The 16598-nt window shown below is 65.7% G+C and carries 14 protein-coding genes; 11 read left to right on the top strand and 3 right to left on the bottom strand.

Features of this window, described 5'->3' with window-relative positions; genetic code table 11:
• Positions 1–1308 carry a DUF2252 domain-containing protein gene (locus tag VFH65_RS01430; RefSeq protein ID WP_414688332.1) on the bottom strand — a complete coding sequence of 436 codons (1308 nt, stop codon included), beginning with the start codon at positions 1306–1308 and terminating at the stop codon, positions 1–3.
• Between the two features lie 51 nt (positions 1309–1359).
• Between VFH65_RS01430 and VFH65_RS01425 the strand changes: the two genes are divergently transcribed.
• The 3 genes from VFH65_RS01425 to secA all read left to right on the top strand — a co-directional run bounded on the left by VFH65_RS01425 (position 1360) and on the right by secA (position 5903).
• Positions 1360–1989 carry a ComF family protein gene (locus VFH65_RS01425; protein ID WP_353319342.1) on the top strand — a complete coding sequence of 210 codons (630 nt, stop codon included), beginning with the start codon at positions 1360–1362 and terminating at the stop codon, positions 1987–1989.
• Between the two features lie 336 nt (positions 1990–2325).
• The gene (gene hpf / locus VFH65_RS01420) at positions 2326–2973 is read left to right on the top strand and encodes a ribosome hibernation-promoting factor, HPF/YfiA family (RefSeq protein WP_353319357.1); all 648 of its coding nucleotides are present in this window, start codon (positions 2326–2328) and stop codon (positions 2971–2973) included.
• A gap of 98 nt (positions 2974–3071) precedes the next feature.
• Complete coding sequence (secA, locus tag VFH65_RS01415; RefSeq protein WP_353319341.1) at positions 3072–5903, top strand: preprotein translocase subunit SecA; 2832 nt, start codon at positions 3072–3074, stop codon at positions 5901–5903.
• A 2-nt stretch (positions 5904–5905) separates the two neighbouring features.
• On the opposite strand, the gene VFH65_RS01410 is transcribed toward secA, so the two are convergent.
• On the bottom strand, positions 5906–6391 hold the full coding sequence (locus VFH65_RS01410) for an Rv3235 family protein (protein WP_353319340.1): 486 nt from the start codon (positions 6389–6391) through the stop codon (positions 5906–5908).
• 182 nt (positions 6392–6573) lie between these two features.
• Here VFH65_RS01410 and VFH65_RS01405 point away from each other — a divergent pair, with 182 nt between their 5' ends.
• The 5 genes from VFH65_RS01405 (at position 6574) to VFH65_RS01385 (ending at position 12773) form a co-directional block, all read left to right on the top strand.
• Entirely contained in the window at positions 6574–7983 is a 1410-nt protein-coding gene (locus tag VFH65_RS01405) for a WS/DGAT/MGAT family O-acyltransferase (protein WP_353319339.1), read from the top strand.
• Between the two features lie 59 nt (positions 7984–8042).
• Positions 8043–9773: a BCCT family transporter gene (locus VFH65_RS01400; protein ID WP_353319338.1), complete on the top strand. Its 1731-nt coding sequence runs from the start codon at positions 8043–8045 to the stop codon at positions 9771–9773.
• Between the two features lie 10 nt (positions 9774–9783).
• Positions 9784–10281 carry a DUF6912 family protein gene (locus tag VFH65_RS01395; protein ID WP_353319356.1) on the top strand — a complete coding sequence of 166 codons (498 nt, stop codon included), beginning with the start codon at positions 9784–9786 and terminating at the stop codon, positions 10279–10281.
• Positions 10282–10322: 41 nt separating this feature from the next.
• Positions 10323–11456, top strand: coding sequence for a ferredoxin reductase (locus VFH65_RS01390; RefSeq protein WP_353319337.1), 1134 nt, complete (start codon positions 10323–10325; stop codon positions 11454–11456).
• Positions 11457–11525: 69 nt separating this feature from the next.
• Positions 11526–12773 carry a fatty acid desaturase family protein gene (locus VFH65_RS01385; protein ID WP_353319336.1) on the top strand — a complete coding sequence of 416 codons (1248 nt, stop codon included), beginning with the start codon at positions 11526–11528 and terminating at the stop codon, positions 12771–12773.
• Positions 12774–12847: 74 nt separating this feature from the next.
• Here VFH65_RS01385 and VFH65_RS01380 read toward each other — a convergent pair whose 3' ends face one another.
• Positions 12848–13492 (bottom strand): class I SAM-dependent methyltransferase, encoded by a 645-nt coding sequence (locus VFH65_RS01380; RefSeq protein ID WP_353319335.1) that lies wholly within the window; start codon positions 13490–13492, stop codon positions 12848–12850.
• 144 nt (positions 13493–13636) lie between these two features.
• Between VFH65_RS01380 and VFH65_RS01375 the strand changes: the two genes are divergently transcribed.
• From VFH65_RS01375 to VFH65_RS01365, 3 genes are all read left to right on the top strand, one after another.
• Positions 13637–14044, top strand: a complete 408-nt coding sequence (locus VFH65_RS01375) for a YciI family protein (RefSeq protein WP_353319334.1) — start codon at positions 13637–13639, stop codon at positions 14042–14044.
• A gap of 26 nt (positions 14045–14070) precedes the next feature.
• Positions 14071–15228 carry an RNA polymerase sigma factor gene (locus tag VFH65_RS01370; protein WP_353319355.1) on the top strand — a complete coding sequence of 386 codons (1158 nt, stop codon included), beginning with the start codon at positions 14071–14073 and terminating at the stop codon, positions 15226–15228.
• 51 nt (positions 15229–15279) lie between these two features.
• A partial coding sequence (locus VFH65_RS01365; protein ID WP_353319333.1) for an FAD-dependent oxidoreductase occupies positions 15280–16598 on the top strand: 1319 nt, incomplete at its 3' end.

The following is a 16598-nucleotide window of genomic DNA, read 5'->3' as shown; positions in this document are numbered from 1 at the left end:
TCATGTCGGCGTGATGCCAGGGATCCGCCCCTCCCGGAACGCCTCGACGAAGTGGCGGTGGTCGTCACGCACCACGGCGGCGTACTCCAGCCCGAACGACACCATGTCGTCGACGAGATCGTCGATCCGATCGCCGATTACCGCGTCGATGGCTTCCTCGGTCTGGAAGTCGACAAGCGTTTGATCGCTGTCGGTGTCGCTGACACAGTGCACCTTGGCGACCGCTTGCCCGAGTTGCTCGATGACTTCGGTGAGCTCGTCGGGTTCGGTGAGCTCGCTCCAGTCCAAATCGGCGTCGTAGGGCGAGATTTCGCTCACCACAAAGCCGACCCCGTCGATGTCGGTATAGCCGAGCAGAGGGTCGGCGTGGGCCTGTAGCGCGCGCTGGGACACCGCCGTGCGATGCCCGTGATGCTTGAAGTAGTCGTGGACATCGCGGTCGTCGATCACGCGGCTGGGCGCGGCGACGTTGCCCTGTTTCATCGACAACACCGCGTCGTTGTCCAGCGCCTGGTTGAACCCTTCGATCAGCACGGTGTACGCGGGCAGGCCCGCGCTGCCGATGCCCATGCCGGTCTTGCCGATCACATCCTTGATGTCGTAGGCGATGCCGCGGAACCGCTTGGTCTTCGGAATCGTCTCCAGGTAGCGGCCGAATGCATCCTCGACCGTCTTGCGTTCGGCGTCCTCGAGGTGGCGAACGCCTGGCACGTCCCGGAAGCGGCGGTCGGTGTCGTCGATCTTGGTCATTCGGTCCAGCATCTGCGGTCGCGTCGACAGCCGCGCCGAGTGCAACGCCGAAAGCACTGCGCCACGGGCCGTCTCGAGGTTCAACGAGAACGACGAGTCGTCCTCCACTTCGGTGAACCACCGGACCTGGTCGACGTATGCACGGACGAAAGTCTCGATCAGCGCGCTGATTTCGTTGTCGGAGAGCGCCTTCTGCCAGCACATCAGCGCGACGCTGGCCACGAACCGCTGCAGGTCCCAGGTGAAGTGGCCGACGAACGCCTCGTCGAAGTCGTTGACATCGAAGATAAGGACGCCGGAGCCGTCCATGTAGGTGCCGAAGTTCTCCGCGTGCAGATCACCCTGGATCCACACTCGCGACGTTCGCTCGTCTGCCCATCGGTCCTCCCGGTCGGCGACGTCGGCGTAGAAGACGCACGCGCTGCCACGGTAGAACGCGAAAGGGTCGGCGGCCATCTTGCGGAATTTGGTTCGAAAACCGTCCGGATCGGCCTTCATCAGATCGGAGAAGGCGTTCACCAGACAGTCGACGATGAACGACTCCCGGTTGTCTTGCATGCGCATGGAGTACCCGCAATCGATGTCACCGAGCACTGCCACACTGCCGACATGCTCGACCTGGTCCTGCCGCTCGAATGCGGGGGCTGCGGGGCGCCGTCGACGCGGTGGTGCCCGGCCTGCATGCGCGAGCTGGCGGTCAAGCCCGATCAGCCGCACCTCATCACCCCCCGCCTGGATCCCGGCGTTCCGGTCTTCTCGCTCGGCCGGTACGCCGCGGCGCGCCGTGAGGCCATCGTCGCCGTCAAGGAGCACGGACGCGCGGACCTCATCAACCCACTCGCCGGCGCCCTGCACTTCGGCCTGATCAATCTGCTGACATGGGGCGTCGTCGATACGCCGCTGTGCGTCGTGCCCGCCCCGACCCGCCGGTCGGCCGCCAGGCGCCGAGGGGGCGATCCTGTCACTCAGATGGCGCTCGCCGCGACGGGTGAGCTCTCCGACATCACCGTCACGGCGGTTCTGCGGATGCGGGCCTTCGCCCGCGACTCCGTCGGCCTGTCCAGCACCGACCGCCAGCGCAACGTCGCGGGCCGCGTCAAAGCCGTCAAGGTGGTCGCTGGGGACGTGCTGGTCGTCGACGACATCGTCACCACCGGCGCCACGGCGGCAGAATCGGTTCGGGTACTCGAGTCGAACGGAGCGCACGTCGTCGCGGTTCTTGCGCTCGCGCACGCCTGACAAGCCGCCGTGACGGCCCCGGCGATTACCTCGCGATCAATCCCAAATGAAGAACTGAAAACACGTCGGCGAATTTACTGGCACTACCCGGTGAACACGGACTACCGTCGGCACCAACCACCCGTGAAGCCTCACGGCGGCGCTCAGCACGAAGCGCCAACATCGCCGACCAGCGGTAGGAGGTGAGTAGTCGACACCTTGCACCGGCGGGCCGCGCAATAGGCAAGACCCCCGTCGGCGCCAATTCTGACAAGCCGGGCACGCATAAGCGTGCGGACGCGAAACAGAAACGAGTTGCCAAGTATGTCAACAAATTCCCTCGATTCGACCCGCACGATGGTGGTCGACGACGAGACTCCCGAACCTGCCCCCAACGCCGAGGTCGTCGTCAAGGGCCGCAACGTCGAGATTCCCGACCACTTCCGGACCTATGTCTCAGAGAAACTCTCACGCCTGGAACGATTCGACCGCACGATCTACCTCTTCGACGTCGAACTCGACCACGAGCGCAACCGGCGCCAACGCAAGAACTGTCAACACGTAGAGATCACCGCCCGCGGTCGTGGGCCGGTCGTGCGCGGCGAGGCCTGCGCGGACAGCTTCTACGCCGCCCTCGAGGGTGCGGTGTGCAAGCTCGAGAACCGGCTGCGGCGCAGCAAGGACCGCCGCAAGATTCATTACGGCGACAAAACACCCGTTTCGCTGCACCAGGCCACCGCCGCTGCTGCGATGCTCGACGCGCCCAAGCAGGCCGACGAAGGCGCGGCCGACGGCTCAACCCTTCATGCCCTCGACGACCACGAGCCCGGCCGCATCGTGCGCACCAAAGAACATCCGGCCACGCCGATGACCGTCGACGACGCGCTCTACGAGATGGAGCTCGTCGGCCACGACTTCTTTCTGTTCCACGACAAAGAGAGCGACAAGCCCTGCGTCGTGTACCGCAGACACGCCTACGACTACGGGCTGATTCGGCTCGCCTAGACGCATTACAGCGCCATCGACCAGCTATTTCGACGGGTCACCTACCATGGACCTCGTCTAATACGTGACGAGATCCATCAACCCACAGGGGATAAAGCGTGCTGTCGAAGTTGCTCCGTCTCGGTGAAGGCCGCATGGTCAAGCGCCTCAAGGGGGTGGCTGACTACGTCAACACCCTGTCCGACGACGTCGAGAAGCTCTCCGACGCCGAACTGCGGGCCAAGACCGACGAGTTCAAGAAGCGGGTGGCCGACGGCGAGGACCTCGACGACCTGCTGCCCGAGGCGTTCGCGGTAGCCCGCGAGGCGGCCTGGCGGGTGCTGGACCAGCGCCATTTCGACGTCCAGGTGATGGGCGGCGCCGCACTGCACTTCGGCAACGTCGCCGAGATGAAGACCGGTGAGGGTAAGACGCTGACCGCGGTGCTGCCGTCCTACCTGAACGCTTTGAGCGACAAGGGCGTGCACGTCGTCACCGTCAACGACTACCTGGCAAAACGCGACGCGGAGTGGATGGGTCGCGTGCACCGTTTCCTCGGCCTGAACGTCGGCGTGATCCTGTCCGGCATGACGCCCGACGAGCGGCGCGCCGCCTATGCCGCCGACATCACGTACGGCACCAACAACGAGTTCGGCTTCGACTACCTGCGCGACAACATGGCGCATTCGCTGGACGACCTGGTGCAGCGCGGCCACAACTTCGCCGTCGTCGACGAGGTCGACTCCATCCTCATCGACGAGGCCCGCACCCCGCTGATCATCTCCGGGCCCGCCGACGGCGCGTCGAACTGGTACGCCGAGTTCGCCCGGCTGGCGCCGTTGATGGAGAAGGACGTCCACTACGAGGTCGACCTGCGCAAGCGCTCCATCGGTGTGCACGAGGTCGGCGTCGAGTTCGTCGAGGACCAGCTGGGCATCGACAACCTGTACGAGGCTGCCAACTCGCCGCTGGTCAGCTACCTCAACAACGCCATCAAGGCCAAGGAGCTGTTCCAGCGCGACAAGGACTACATCGTCCGCAACGGCGAAGTGCTGATCGTCGATGAGTTCACCGGACGCGTCCTGATCGGCCGCCGCTACAACGAGGGCATGCACCAGGCCATCGAGGCCAAGGAGCATGTCGAGATCAAGGCCGAGAACCAGACGCTGGCCACGATCACGCTGCAGAACTACTTCCGGCTCTACGACAAGCTCTCCGGCATGACCGGCACCGCCCAGACCGAGGCTGCCGAGCTGCACGAGATCTACAAGCTGGGCGTGGTCAGCATCCCCACCAACAGGGAGATGGTGCGCCAGGACCAGTCCGACCTCATCTACAAGACCGAAGAGGCCAAGTACATCGCGGTCGTCGACGACGTCTCCGAACGCTACGAGAAAGGCCAGCCGGTCCTGATCGGCACCACCAGCGTCGAGCGCTCCGAGTACCTGTCCCGGCAGTTCCAGAAGCGCCGTATCCCGCACAACGTGCTCAACGCGAAGTACCACGAGCAGGAGGCCGGCATCATCGCCGAGGCCGGTCGGCTCGGCGCGATCACCGTCGCCACCAACATGGCCGGCCGCGGCACCGACATCGTGCTCGGCGGCAACGTCGACTTCCTGGCCGACAAGCGGCTGCGGGAGCAGGGCCTCGACCCCGTCGAGACCCCCGACGAGTACGAGGCGGCCTGGCACCAGGTGCTGCCGCAGGTCAAGGCCGAAGCGGCCGAGGAGGCCGAGGACGTCATCGCAGTCGGCGGCCTCTACGTCCTTGGCACCGAGCGCCACGAGTCGCGCCGCATCGACAACCAGCTGCGCGGCCGGTCCGGCCGTCAGGGCGACCCCGGCGAGTCGCGGTTCTACCTGTCGCTCGCCGACGAACTGATGCGGCGGTTCAACGGCGCGACCCTGGAGTCGCTGCTGACCCGGCTGAACCTGCCCGACGATGTGCCGATCGAGGCCAAGATGGTGACCCGCGCGATCAAGAGCGCGCAGACCCAGGTGGAGCAGCAGAACTTCGAGGCCCGCAAGTACGTCCTCAAGTACGACGAGGTGATGAACCAGCAGCGCAAGGTCATCTACGCAGAGCGCCGCCGCATCCTCGAAGGCGAGGACCTTGCCGAGCAGGCGCACACGATGCTCGTCGACGTCGTCACTGCCTATGTCGACGGCGCCACCGCCGAGGGCTATTCCGAGGACTGGGATCTGGAAACCCTGTGGACCGCGTTGAAGCAGCTGTACCCGGTCGGCATCGATCACCACGACCTGATCGACTCCGACGCTGTCGGTGAGCCCGGCGAGCTGACCCGCGACGAGCTGCTCGACGCGTTGATCGCCGACGCCGAGCGCGCCTACGCCGAGCGCGAGAAGCAGCTCGAGGAGATCGCAGGCGAGGACGCGATGCGCCAGCTGGAACGCAACGTGTTGCTCAACGTCATCGACCGCAAATGGCGCGAGCATCTCTACGAGATGGACTACCTCAAGGAGGGCATCGGGCTGCGTTCCTTCGCCCAGCGCGACCCCGTCGTCGAATACCAGCGCGAGGGCTACGACATGTTCGTCGCCATGCTCGAGGGCGTGAAGGAAGAGTCGGTGGGCTTCCTGTTCAACGTCACGGTGGAGGCTGCTCCCGCTCCCGCGGTGGCACCCATTGCCACCCCCACCGGCCTGGCCGAATTCGCCGCGGCGGCCGCGGCCAAGGCGCAAGACGGTGGTCAGGGTGGTGTGGCGACCAAGGAGCGACCCACTCCTTCGCCGTTGCGCGCCAAGGGAATTGACGACGAAGCGCCGCCGCTGACGTACACCGGTCCTTCCGAGGACGGGTCGGCGCAGGTGCAGCGCTCAGGCGGTGGCGGCGGCAGGCATGCCACGCCTGCGGGCGGCGGCGGCACACGCCGCGAACGGCGGGAAGCCGCGCGCAAGCAGGCCAAGTCCACCAAGGGCCGTCGCGGCTGACGTCAGCCGATCTGCAACGCGACGATCCTCCATCGGTCGCGGTGCTGTTCGACGCGCGCGGCGATGGCGCGCACACGTGGACCGCGCGTGTAACTGCCGAACACCTCGGCGGCTTCGTCATCGACCATGCGCAACCGCACCCGGCGCAGTGTCGCCGCGGCGGTGTGCGGTGTACGGGCCAGCGTGACCACCGCGTCGATCAGGACGGGCGCCACCAGTGGACGTAGCTGCGCGACGGGACGTCGCCGGTCGATGACCTCGAGCACCCTTCGCAGCGCCGCGTCGGCGAACGCGACCGCAACATGCGGCGGCTGAGGATCCCGAACTGTCGGTCGGGATGCGACAGGCCGGAGCCGGCGCGGGGTGGAACGGTGCAGCGCCGCGGGTGAGGGCGGCGGGCACAATGCGGCGCCGAGGGGTGCCGGCTCGTAGTTGATGATCGGCGACGTGAACGTTGTGCGTTCGGACGGGATTCGGGATGCGGTCATCGATGCTCTCCAGCGGTCGGCGCGTGGGGACGGGATCTGCTGGAGAGTCGCAGACTCATTCATGATCGCACGGCTTGCAGGCGGCTCCATGCACCCGTGATGCGGGACAGCAGAATCGGCCGATAACGTGTCCGGGGGTTCATTGAACGGGACAACACATCACAGGGGAGGGCCGTGCCGCAATGGTGACCAGGTTATCGGCGCCGGATGCGTCGTTCTATCACCTGGAGAACACCTCGACCCCGATGTATGTCGGTTCGCTGTCGATCCTGCGCAAGCCGCGCAGCGGGCTGAGTTACGAAACGCTGCTCGCCACCGTCGAAGCGCGGATGCCCCAGATCCCGCGCTACCGCCAGAAGGTGCGCGAAGTAGCGCTCGGCCTGGCCAGGCCGGTATGGGTCGACGACCCCGACTTCGACATCACCTATCACATCCGCCGCTCCGCGCTGCCGTCGCCGGGCAGCGACGCGCAACTGCACGACCTGGTGGCGCGGCTGGGTTCGCGGCCCCTGGACAAGTCGCGGCCGTTGTGGGAGATGTACCTCGTCGAGGGATTGGCCCGCAACCGCATCGCGATCTACACCAAGTCGCATCAGGCGCTGGTCAACGGAATGACCGCGCTGGAGATCGGCCACGTCATCGCCGACCGCACCCAGAAGCCCCCGGAGTTTGGTGAGGACATCTGGATTCCGGCGCGCGAGCCCAGCGATCAACGGCTGTTGGTCGGCGCGATCGGGGAGTGGGTCACGCGCCCGGCCGAGCAGCTGGCCGCCGTGCGGTCCGCGGTGACTGAGGTGGCGACGAACAGCGGGCAGCTGCTCGCGGTTGGTCGCCGGGTCGCCGACGTCGCGCGCACGGTCGCGCGCGGCACCGCGCCGAGCAGCCCGCTGAACACCACGGTGTCGCGCAACCGCCGATTCACCGTGGCGACTGGCCGGCTCGAGGACTACCGGTTGGTGCGTGCCCGGTATGACTGCGACGTCAACGACGTAGTGCTCGCGGTGATTGCCGGCGCGTTGCGGAACTGGCTGCTGTCGCGTGGCGAACCGGTGACGTCGACGTCAACGGTGCGGGCGATGGCGCCGATGTCGGTCTATCCCGACGCCGACCTGGATACGACCGGGCCCGGGCAGGCGATCAATGAGGTGTCGCCGTTCCTGGTCGATCTGCCTGTGGGGGAAGGCAACGCGGTGGTGCGGCTGTCGCAAATCGCGCACGCCACCGAGTCGCATCCGACGGCGAACAGCCTCGTCGATGCCAGAACCATCGTCACGCTGTCAGGATTTGGGCCACCGACGTTGCACGCCATGGGAATTCGCGTCGCTACAAGCTTCTCGGCGCGGCAGTTCAACTTGTTGATCACCAATGTGCCTGGCGCTCAGAAGCAGATGTATGTCGCGGGCACCAAACTCCTTGAGACATTTGCGGTGCCGCCGTTGCTGAGCAACCAGGTGCTCGCGATCGGCGTCACCTCTTACAACGGGATGCTGTACTTCGGCATCAACGCTGACCGTGACGCGATGAGTGACGTCGGTGTATTGCCAAGCCTGCTGCGGGAATCGCTCGAGGAGTTGCTGGAAGCCGCTCAGTAAACGGTCAATTCGCGCCAGCGCTTGACCCGTAACTCGGGACACGGTCGAATGGCCAAACGATGACGACCAATTCCAAGAGCGACAAGACCAAGAAGGCCACCGAGGCGGCGTTGAAGTCGCCGTCTGACGACGTCATCCCGCATCCTGTGCTCGAGATGCCGGTCGAGGAGGCCGCCTACACCGAACGGGGGGGCCTGGACTGGATTGTTTTCGGCGTCACCGCACTCATCGCTGCGGGCTTCCTGGTGTGGGGGTTTGTCAGCACCAGTTCCCTTGCGGAGGCCTCAGGCAACGCGCTGACCTGGGTGATGGACAACACCGGTTGGCTGTTCGTGCTCACCGCCTCTGGGTTTGTGGTGTTCGTGCTGTGGCTGGCGCTCGGCCGCTACGGAACGATCCCGCTGGGCCGAGACGACGAAGAGCCCGAATTCCGGACGCTGTCGTGGGTGGCGATGATGTTCTCCGCAGGCATGGGCATCGGCCTGATGTTCTTCGGCGTCGCCGAGCCGCTGACCCACTTCGCGACGCCGCCGCCAGGAACCGGCGCCGCCGGCAACCCCGAAGCAGTCCAGAACGCAATGGCGACCACGCTGTTCCACTGGACGCTGCATCCGTGGGCGATCTATGCGGTTGTTGGGCTTGCCATCAGTTACGGCGTCTACCGCAAGGGCCGCCTTCAGCTCATCAGCGCTGCCTTCGAGCCGTTGATCGGCTCCCGTGCAAATGGGCCGTGGGGCAAGCTGATCGACATGCTGGCGATCTTCGCCACGCTGTTCGGGTCGGCTGCCTCGCTCGGGCTGGGCGCTCTGCAGATTCGCAGCGGACTGCAGATCGTCGCGGGTATCGGTGAAACCGGCAATGCCATCCTGATCGTCATCATCGCGGTCCTCACCGCAGCGTTCGTGCTGTCGGCGGTGTCGGGTGTCGCCAAGGGCATCCAGTGGCTGTCGAATATCAACATGGTTCTTGCCGTCACGCTGGCGCTGTTCGTATTCGTCGTCGGCCCAACGATTTTCATCCTCAACCTCCTTCCGACAGCGATCGGTAGCTACTTTCAGGACCTCGCGATGATGTCGGCTCGGACGGGCGCAGAAGGTGTCGACGTGAACACGTGGCTGCAGTCGTGGACCGTCTTCTACTGGGCGTGGTGGATTTCGTGGACACCGTTCGTCGGAATGTTCATCGCCCGGATTTCGCGCGGCCGCACCATCCGGGAGTTCGTGGCCGGAGTGCTGTTCGTGCCCAGCGTCGTGTCGTTGGTGTGGTTCTGCGTCTTTGGTGGTGCGGCGATCAACCGTCAGCAGTCGGGAGTGGACCTCGCGGGCGAGGGCAGCACCGAGGCCCAGTTGTTCGGCCTGCTGGACCAGTTCCCGATCGCGACGGTGGCCAGCATTCTCGTCATGGTGCTGGTGGCGATCTTCTTCGTCTCCGGGGCGGACGCGGCCTCGATCGTGATGGGTTCGCTATCGGAACGCGGGACGATCAAGCCATCGCGCGGGACGGTCATCTTCTGGGGTGTCGCCACCGGCGCGGTCGCGGCGGTGATGCTGTTGGTCGGCGGCGCCGACGCGCTGACCGGCTTACAGACGATCACCATCATCGCCGCCGTCCCGTTCGTCCTCGTGATGGTCGGGCTGTCCGTCGCGCTGGTCAAGGACCTGCGCCACGATCCGAAGGTGGTGCGGCGGCAGTACGCGGCCGAGGCCGTCGACAGTGCGGTCGTCGCGGGCGTCACGCAACACGGCGACGACTTCGTGATCGCTGTGGAAAAGGATCCGGGCGCAAGGTAGCTACGCTCGCCTGGTGCGCGTCTACGTTCCGGCAACCCTGGCCATGTTGCAGCGCCTCGTGGCCGACCGATCGGTGACCCCCGTCAACGGAACGGCATTCGCGGTGACGCCCACACTGCGGGAGTCCTACGCCGAGGGCGACGAGGACGAGCTTGCCGACGTGGCGCTGCGTGACGCGGCGCTGGCGTCGCTGCGACTTCTCGACGACGACACATCGGGTCTGCCGCCGCGACGAGCGGTGCTGGTCGCTGATGCGCAGGAGGTCAAGGCACGGCCCGACCTGGACGATGCGGTGGTGCGGGTGGCGGGTCCGATTGCCTTCGAGGACGTGATTGCGGCATATGTCGACAACGCCGACGCCGAGTCGGCGGTGCTGGCCGCGATCGAGGCCGTCGATGCCGCCGACCTGGGCGATGAGGATGCGGAACTTGTCGTAGGCGACGCGCAGGACCACGACCTGGCCTGGTATGCGCCGCAGGAGCTGCCGTTCCTGCTCGAATTGCTCTGACGACTGGATACGGGACCGTAACTTACGGTACCGTAGGTTGCATGGCCAAGAACTCCATCAAAGTCTCGGCCAACGTCCGCGACACCGAACGGCCGGCCATCGCCGGCTCCAAGTGGAACGCCCTGCGCACGATCGCCGCCCGGATCACCACGCCACTGCTGCCAGACGACTATCTGAAGCTGGCGAACCCACTGTGGTCGGCGCGCGAATTGCGCGGCCGGGTGGTCGAGGTGCGCCGGGAAACGGTCGACTCCGCGACGTTGGTGATCAAGCCGGGCTGGGGTTTTTCCTTCGACTATCAGCCGGGTCAGTACATCGGTATCGGGCTACTTGTCGACGGACGCTGGCGCTGGCGCTCGTACTCGCTGACGTCGAGCCCCGTGGCGTCGACGCGCGGCGGTCGCACCATCACCATCACGGTCAAGGCCATGCCCGAGGGGTTCCTGTCGACCCACCTAGTCGGCGGGGTGGCACCAGGCACGATCGTGCGGCTGGCCGCGCCGCAGGGCAACTTTGTGTTGCCCGATCCCGCGCCGGCTTCGGTGTTGTTCATCACCGGCGGATCGGGCATCACGCCCGTGATGTCGATGCTGCGCACTCTGGTGCGTCGTGACCAGATCACCGATGTCATCCATTTGCATTCGGCCCCAACGGAATCCGACGTGATGTTCGCCGCCGAGCTCGCCGAGCTGCAGCGCACGCACGAAGGGTATGGGCTGCGACTGCGCACGACCCGAACGCAGGGCCGGCTGGATCTGTCCGGTCTTGACGACGAGGTGCCCGACTGGCGCGATCGCCAGACCTGGGCCTGCGGGCCCGAAGGCATGCTGAATGCCGCCGAGCGCGTTTGGCACACCGCCGGCATCGCCGATCGGCTGCACCTGGAGCGCTTCGCGGTGTCCAAGGCCGCCGCGCGTGGCCAGGGCGGCACGGTGGAGTTCGCGCGCAGCGGCAAGAAGCTCACCGTCGACGGCGCGACCCCGTTGATGGAAGCCGGCGAGCAGGTCGGTGTGCAGATGCCGTTCGGCTGCCGGATGGGCATCTGCCAGTCATGCGTCGTCAGCTTGGTCGACGGACACGTCCGCGACCTCCGGACCGGCGTCGAGCACGAACCGGGCAGCCGGGTCCAGACCTGCATTTCCGCAGCGTCTGGCAATTGCGTGCTCGACATCTAGGCTTTACTGACTGGTAACCTACGGATTGGTAGGTTACGGTAGCGTAGGTATGAGAAAGGAGGCTGAACGATGGCTATTACTGACGTTCCGGCTTTTACGCATCTGACCGACGCCGACATCGAGAATCTGGCTTACGAGCTGGATGCGATCCGCCAAGACATCGAAGACTCCCGCGGTGAGCGCGACGCGCGCTACATCCGCCGCACCATCGCCGCCCAACGAGCGCTCGAGGTGACCGCCCGGCTCATCCTGGCCGCGAGCTCGAAGCGATCCGCCTGGTGGGCAGGCACTGTGACTCTGGGCGTGGCCAAGATCATCGAGAACATGGAGATCGGCCACAACGTCATGCACGGCCAATGGGATTGGATGAACGATCCCGAGATTCACTCCTCGACGTGGGAGTGGGACATGAGCGGGGCGTCCAAGCACTGGCGGTTCACCCACAACTTCATGCACCACAAGTACACAAACATCCTCGGGATGGACGACGACGTGGGCTACGGCGTCATCCGGGTCACTCGCGACGCCAAGTGGAGGCCGTTCAACCTGTACGGCAACCTGCTGTTCAATACCCTTCTCGCAATCGGCTTCGAGTGGGGCGTCGGCCTCCAGCACCTGGAACTCGGCAAGATCTCCAAGGGCCGCGACGACCGCGCCGCCACGATGAAGCGCGTGCGTGAGTTCGGCGTGAAGGCAGGCCACCAGGTGGCCAAGGACTACGTCGTCTACCCGGCGCTGACGTCACTGTCACCGGGGGCGACCTACAAGTCGACACTCAAGGCCAATGCGGTTGCCAACGTCATCCGCAACGTCTGGGCGAACGCGGTGATCTTCTGCGGCCACTTCCCTGACGGCGCAGAGAAATTCACCAAGACCGACATGGTCGGCGAGAGCAAGGGCCAGTGGTACCTGCGCCAGATGCTTGGCAGTGCCAACTTCAACGCCGGCCCGGCGCTGCGGTTCATGAGCGGCAACCTGTCCCATCAGATCGAACACCACCTTTTCCCGGATCTGCCGAGCAACCGGTACGAGGAGATCGCGGTGCGGGTGCGCCAGGTGTGCGACAAGTACGACCTGCCCTATACGACAGGCAACTTCGCGGTCCAGTACGGCAAGACATGGCGCACCATCGCCAAGCTGTCGCTGCCGGACAAGTACCTGCGCGATACGTCCGACGATGCGCCGGAGACCCGCAGCGAGCGGATGTTCAGCGAGCTGGAACCGGCTCAGCGGCGCGGGCTCAAGTCGGCCATCGCCGCGGTCCGCGAACGGCGCCGCGAGAAGCGTTCGCAGACCCGTCGCGACATCGCCGCCTAGTGTCGTGAGTCGCTGAACGTTCCTTACCGCTCGATGTTTTGGCAATTTTTCGAGTCGTAAGGAACGTTCGGCGATCAGAGTTTTCGGGCGATGAGATAGGCCTGCGGGGTCGATTCGAGTCCGTCGTCATCCGCTTCGCGCACCAGTTGTGCGTACAGCTGGAGGGCTGCCGCCGCGAGCGTCTCTGCGACGGCGGCCGGCCTGCGCCGGTGGAACGTCAACGCGACGTCTTCGCCGAATGCCGAAGTGAGGATGCGCGGTTGGTCGCCGACCTGGAACGCCAACAACACGTGGCCACCCGGACGCAAGATCCGCTCGAACTCTGAAAACGCCTGCGGCAACAACTCATCCGGCAGGTGAATGGTCGAATACCATGCGCAGACCGCATCGACGCTGGCGTCGTCGAGATCGAGCGAAGTCATCGATCCGACCCGGAATGCCAGACCTGGGTTGATGCGGCGGGCTTCCGCGATCATGTTGGGCGACAGGTCGATACCGCACACGTTCAGCCCGAGCTGGGCGAACATCGCCGTCGTCACGCCGGTGCCACAACCGATGTCGGCGAGTACGCGGCCGCCACCGATGAGGCCGGCGAAAGCGGAGAGCATCGCGAGGTCCAGTGGCTTGTCATGCAGATGGTTGTGAAATCGCTCCGCGTACGCCGAGGCGGTGAGGTCATAGCCGTCGCGCGTGAGTCGCAGATAATCCGCTTCGGTCACGCAGGCACTGTACGGGCGCGAGGCCGGGCCGCGACGGAAGGGCAATTTCGAAGAAGATTGGGGAAGGATGTCGAGATCGGTCTGGCGGCTCCGTCCCAGGGGTAGATGCGGCCACCGGGGCCGCACACAGCGAGGAGACCCAGCATGGCGAAGTACCTGTTTCTCAAGCACTACCGCGGCGCCCCCGAGGCGGTCAACAACGTTCCGATGGACCAGTGGGCCCCGCAGGAGATCGAGGACCACGTGCAGTACATGAACGACTTCGCCGCCCGGCTCCAGGGCACCGGTGAGTACGTGGACAGCCAAGCGCTCTCGCCCGAGGGCACGTTCGTCCGCTACGACGGGGAGGGGCGGCCGCCGGTCACCGACGGTCCGTTCGCGGAAACCAAGGACCTGATCGCCGGCTGGATGATCGTCGACGTGGACAGCTACGACCGTGCACTCGAGCTCGCCGGCGAGCTGTCGGCGGCCCCCGGTGCCGGCGGCAAGCCGATCCATGAGTGGCTCGAGGTGCGCCCGTTCCTGGGTGCACACCCGACAGTCACCGAGTGATCGGATCGGACATGCCAGGTCAGGCGGTGGACGAACTGCTGCTGCGGGAGCTGACTCCCGCGGTGATCGGCGTCCTCGTCCGTCGCGGAGTTGACTTCGCGACGGCCGAGGACACCGTGCAGGAAGCGCTCCTCCAGGCCGCGCTGACCTGGCCGGAAGACCAGCCCGCCGACCCGAAGGGCTGGCTGGTCACGGTTGCGTGGCGCAAGGTCCTCGACGCCTACCGCTCTGAGTCCTCACGCCGGGACCGGGAGCAGCGGGTCGCCGTCGAACCGCCGCCAGGGCCGGCCGAGACCACAGACGACACGTTGCAGCTCTTCTTCCTATGCGCCCATCCGTCGCTGACGCCCGCCTCCGCGGTGGCCCTCACACTGCGCGCAGTCGGTGGCTTGACCACCCGGCAGATCGCCGAGGCCTACCTCGTGCCCGAGGCGACCATGGCGCAGCGGATCAGCCGAGCCAAACGTACGGTCCGCGATGTGCGATTCTCCGAGCCCGGCGACCTGGCGACCGTGCGACGGGTGCTCTATCTGGTCTTCAACGAGGGCTACAGCGGTGACGTCGACCTTGCCGCTGAGGCGATCCGGCTCACAAGGCAGTTGGCGTCAATGACCGATGACACCGAGACCGCGGGGCTGCTGGCGTTGATGCTGCTGCACCACGCTCGGCGCCCTGCGCGGACGCGGCGCGACGGCAGCCTGGTTCCCCTCGCCGAGCAGGACCGCTCCCTCTGGGACACGTCGCTCATCGCCGAAGGCGTCGAAATCCTGCAGGCAGCGCTGGCTCGCGACCGACGCGGCGAGTTCCAAGCGCAGGCCGCTATCGCCGCCCTGCACGCCGACGCGCCGCGCGCCGAGGAGACCGACTGGGTCCAGATCGTCAGCTGGTACGACGAGCTGCTGCGGCTGACCGAGAGCCCGGTCGTGCAGCTCAACCGGGCCGTCGCGATCGGCGAAGCCGACGGCCCAGCGGCCGGTCTCGCGGCGTTGGCCACCGTGGACCCCAGCCTGCCCCGCCACACCGCTGCCTCGGCATACCTGCACGAAAAGGCCGGCGACCTGGTGATCGCGGAACGGTTGTACGCCGACGCCGCTCAGTGCGCCTCCAACCTCGCAGAACGCCACCACCTCACCCGGCAGGCAGCGCGGATCAGCCAGGCCTTGCGCGGAGATACGCAACCTTAGGAACTTCTTAATAATCTCTTACTTCTCTTAATTTTGTTCTATCCTCGCCCGATGGCAGAGGTACATGTGAACACGCTCGGTGAGCACGCTGTCGTTCTAGGCGCAGGCATGGCCGGTCTGCTTGCCGCCAGAGTGCTCTCGGACTTCTACCGAACGGTCACGGTGGTGGAGCGGGACCCGTTGCCCGACAGCCCGGTCCAGCGCAAGGGGATCCCGCAGGGACGCCATCTGCATGGCATGCTGAGTCGCGGCTCGCAGGTACTCGAAGAGCTCTTTCCCGGGTTCCTCGACGAGTTCGTCGCGGCCGGTGCGCATGTCGTGGATGACGGTGACCTGTCTCGGATTTACAGCCGCATCGGCTCGTATGGGGTGAATCGTTCGGGGAAGTTCAAGGATCCGGCGGCGCTGGTCATTTACCCCGCAAGCCGGCCGTTCCTCGAGTTCCATGTCCGCCGGCGCGTCGGTGCGCTCGAGAACGTGAGATTTCTCGACAGGTGCGACGTGGTCGAGCCGGTGGCCGCAACGGCGGATCGAGTCACGGGTGTTCGGGTGGTGAACCGCGACAACGGTATTGGCACGACGCTTGCCACCGACCTCGTGGTCGATGCGACCGGCAGGGGCGCGCGCACCCCGGCCTTCCTCGAGAACCTCGGCTATGGCCGACCCCCGGAGCTGCACTGCACGACGCACGCGACCTACTCCAGCCAGCTGCTACGCATCCCTGACGGCGCGATCTCCGAAAAGCTCATGATGGTGATCCAGCCGGGGAAGGGAAAGCCTCGCGGCGCGTTGACCGCCTATGAGAACGGCACCTGGATGTTGACGGTCGGCCGATCGGCCATTGACACCGAGCCGCCCATTAGCTTTTCGGCCATGCTCACGCTCGCCGAGCAATTCACGCCACCGCCTATCCTGGCCGGGCTGCGGGCGGCTACACCGATCGGCGAGGTGTCGCTGTTCCGCTACACCGGCGCTGTCTGGAGGCGCTACGACCGAATGCCGCGATTTCCGAAAGGCCTACTGGTGATCGGCGATGCGCTGTGCAGCCTCAATCCGATCTACGGACAAGGCATGACGGTGGCGGCGCTGGAAGCCCTTGCGCTGCAGGACTATCTGCGTCGCACAGATGCGCGACCCCAAGAATTCTTCGGCGCTGCCGCGACGCACATTGGCCCGACGTGGGCCATGAACCAAGCCAGAGACCAGGCGCCATCACTATCGCAACGGAAGCGTTCGCTGTCCAGGCGCCTAGCGGACTGGACCGTGAACAAAGCGCTGAAGGCCGCCGAGAACGACATCGTGCTGACCGAAGCGCTGCACCGAGTAACCAGTCTCATCGACCCGCCATCCCGGCTACGAGACCCGTCACT

The organism is Mycobacterium sp., assembly GCF_035697385.1.
Taxonomy (GTDB): Bacteria; Actinomycetota; Actinomycetes; order Mycobacteriales; family Mycobacteriaceae; genus Mycobacterium.
The sequence above is the reverse complement of the archived record's forward strand: the minus strand, read 5'-3'. Positions and strand labels throughout refer to the sequence as shown.

What these genes read in the sequence shown, in the direction of transcription:
- VFH65_RS01430 (WP_414688332.1), bottom strand. Translation starts at nt 1,308, where the DNA reads ATGCAAGACAACCGGGAGTCGTTCATCGTCGACTGTCTGGTGAACGCC.
- VFH65_RS01425 (WP_353319342.1), top strand. Translation starts at nt 1,360, where the DNA reads ATGCTCGACCTGGTCCTGCCGCTCGAATGCGGGGGCTGCGGGGCGCCG.
- hpf (WP_353319357.1), top strand. Translation starts at nt 2,326, where the DNA reads ATGGTGGTCGACGACGAGACTCCCGAACCTGCCCCCAACGCCGAGGTC.
- VFH65_RS01410 (WP_353319340.1), bottom strand. Translation starts at nt 6,391, where the DNA reads ATGACCGCATCCCGAATCCCGTCCGAACGCACAACGTTCACGTCGCCG.
- VFH65_RS01405 (WP_353319339.1), top strand. Translation starts at nt 6,574, where the DNA reads ATGGTGACCAGGTTATCGGCGCCGGATGCGTCGTTCTATCACCTGGAG.
- VFH65_RS01400 (WP_353319338.1), top strand. Translation starts at nt 8,043, where the DNA reads ATGACGACCAATTCCAAGAGCGACAAGACCAAGAAGGCCACCGAGGCG.
- VFH65_RS01390 (WP_353319337.1), top strand. Translation starts at nt 10,323, where the DNA reads ATGGCCAAGAACTCCATCAAAGTCTCGGCCAACGTCCGCGACACCGAA.
- VFH65_RS01385 (WP_353319336.1), top strand. Translation starts at nt 11,526, where the DNA reads ATGGCTATTACTGACGTTCCGGCTTTTACGCATCTGACCGACGCCGAC.
- VFH65_RS01375 (WP_353319334.1), top strand. Translation starts at nt 13,637, where the DNA reads ATGGCGAAGTACCTGTTTCTCAAGCACTACCGCGGCGCCCCCGAGGCG.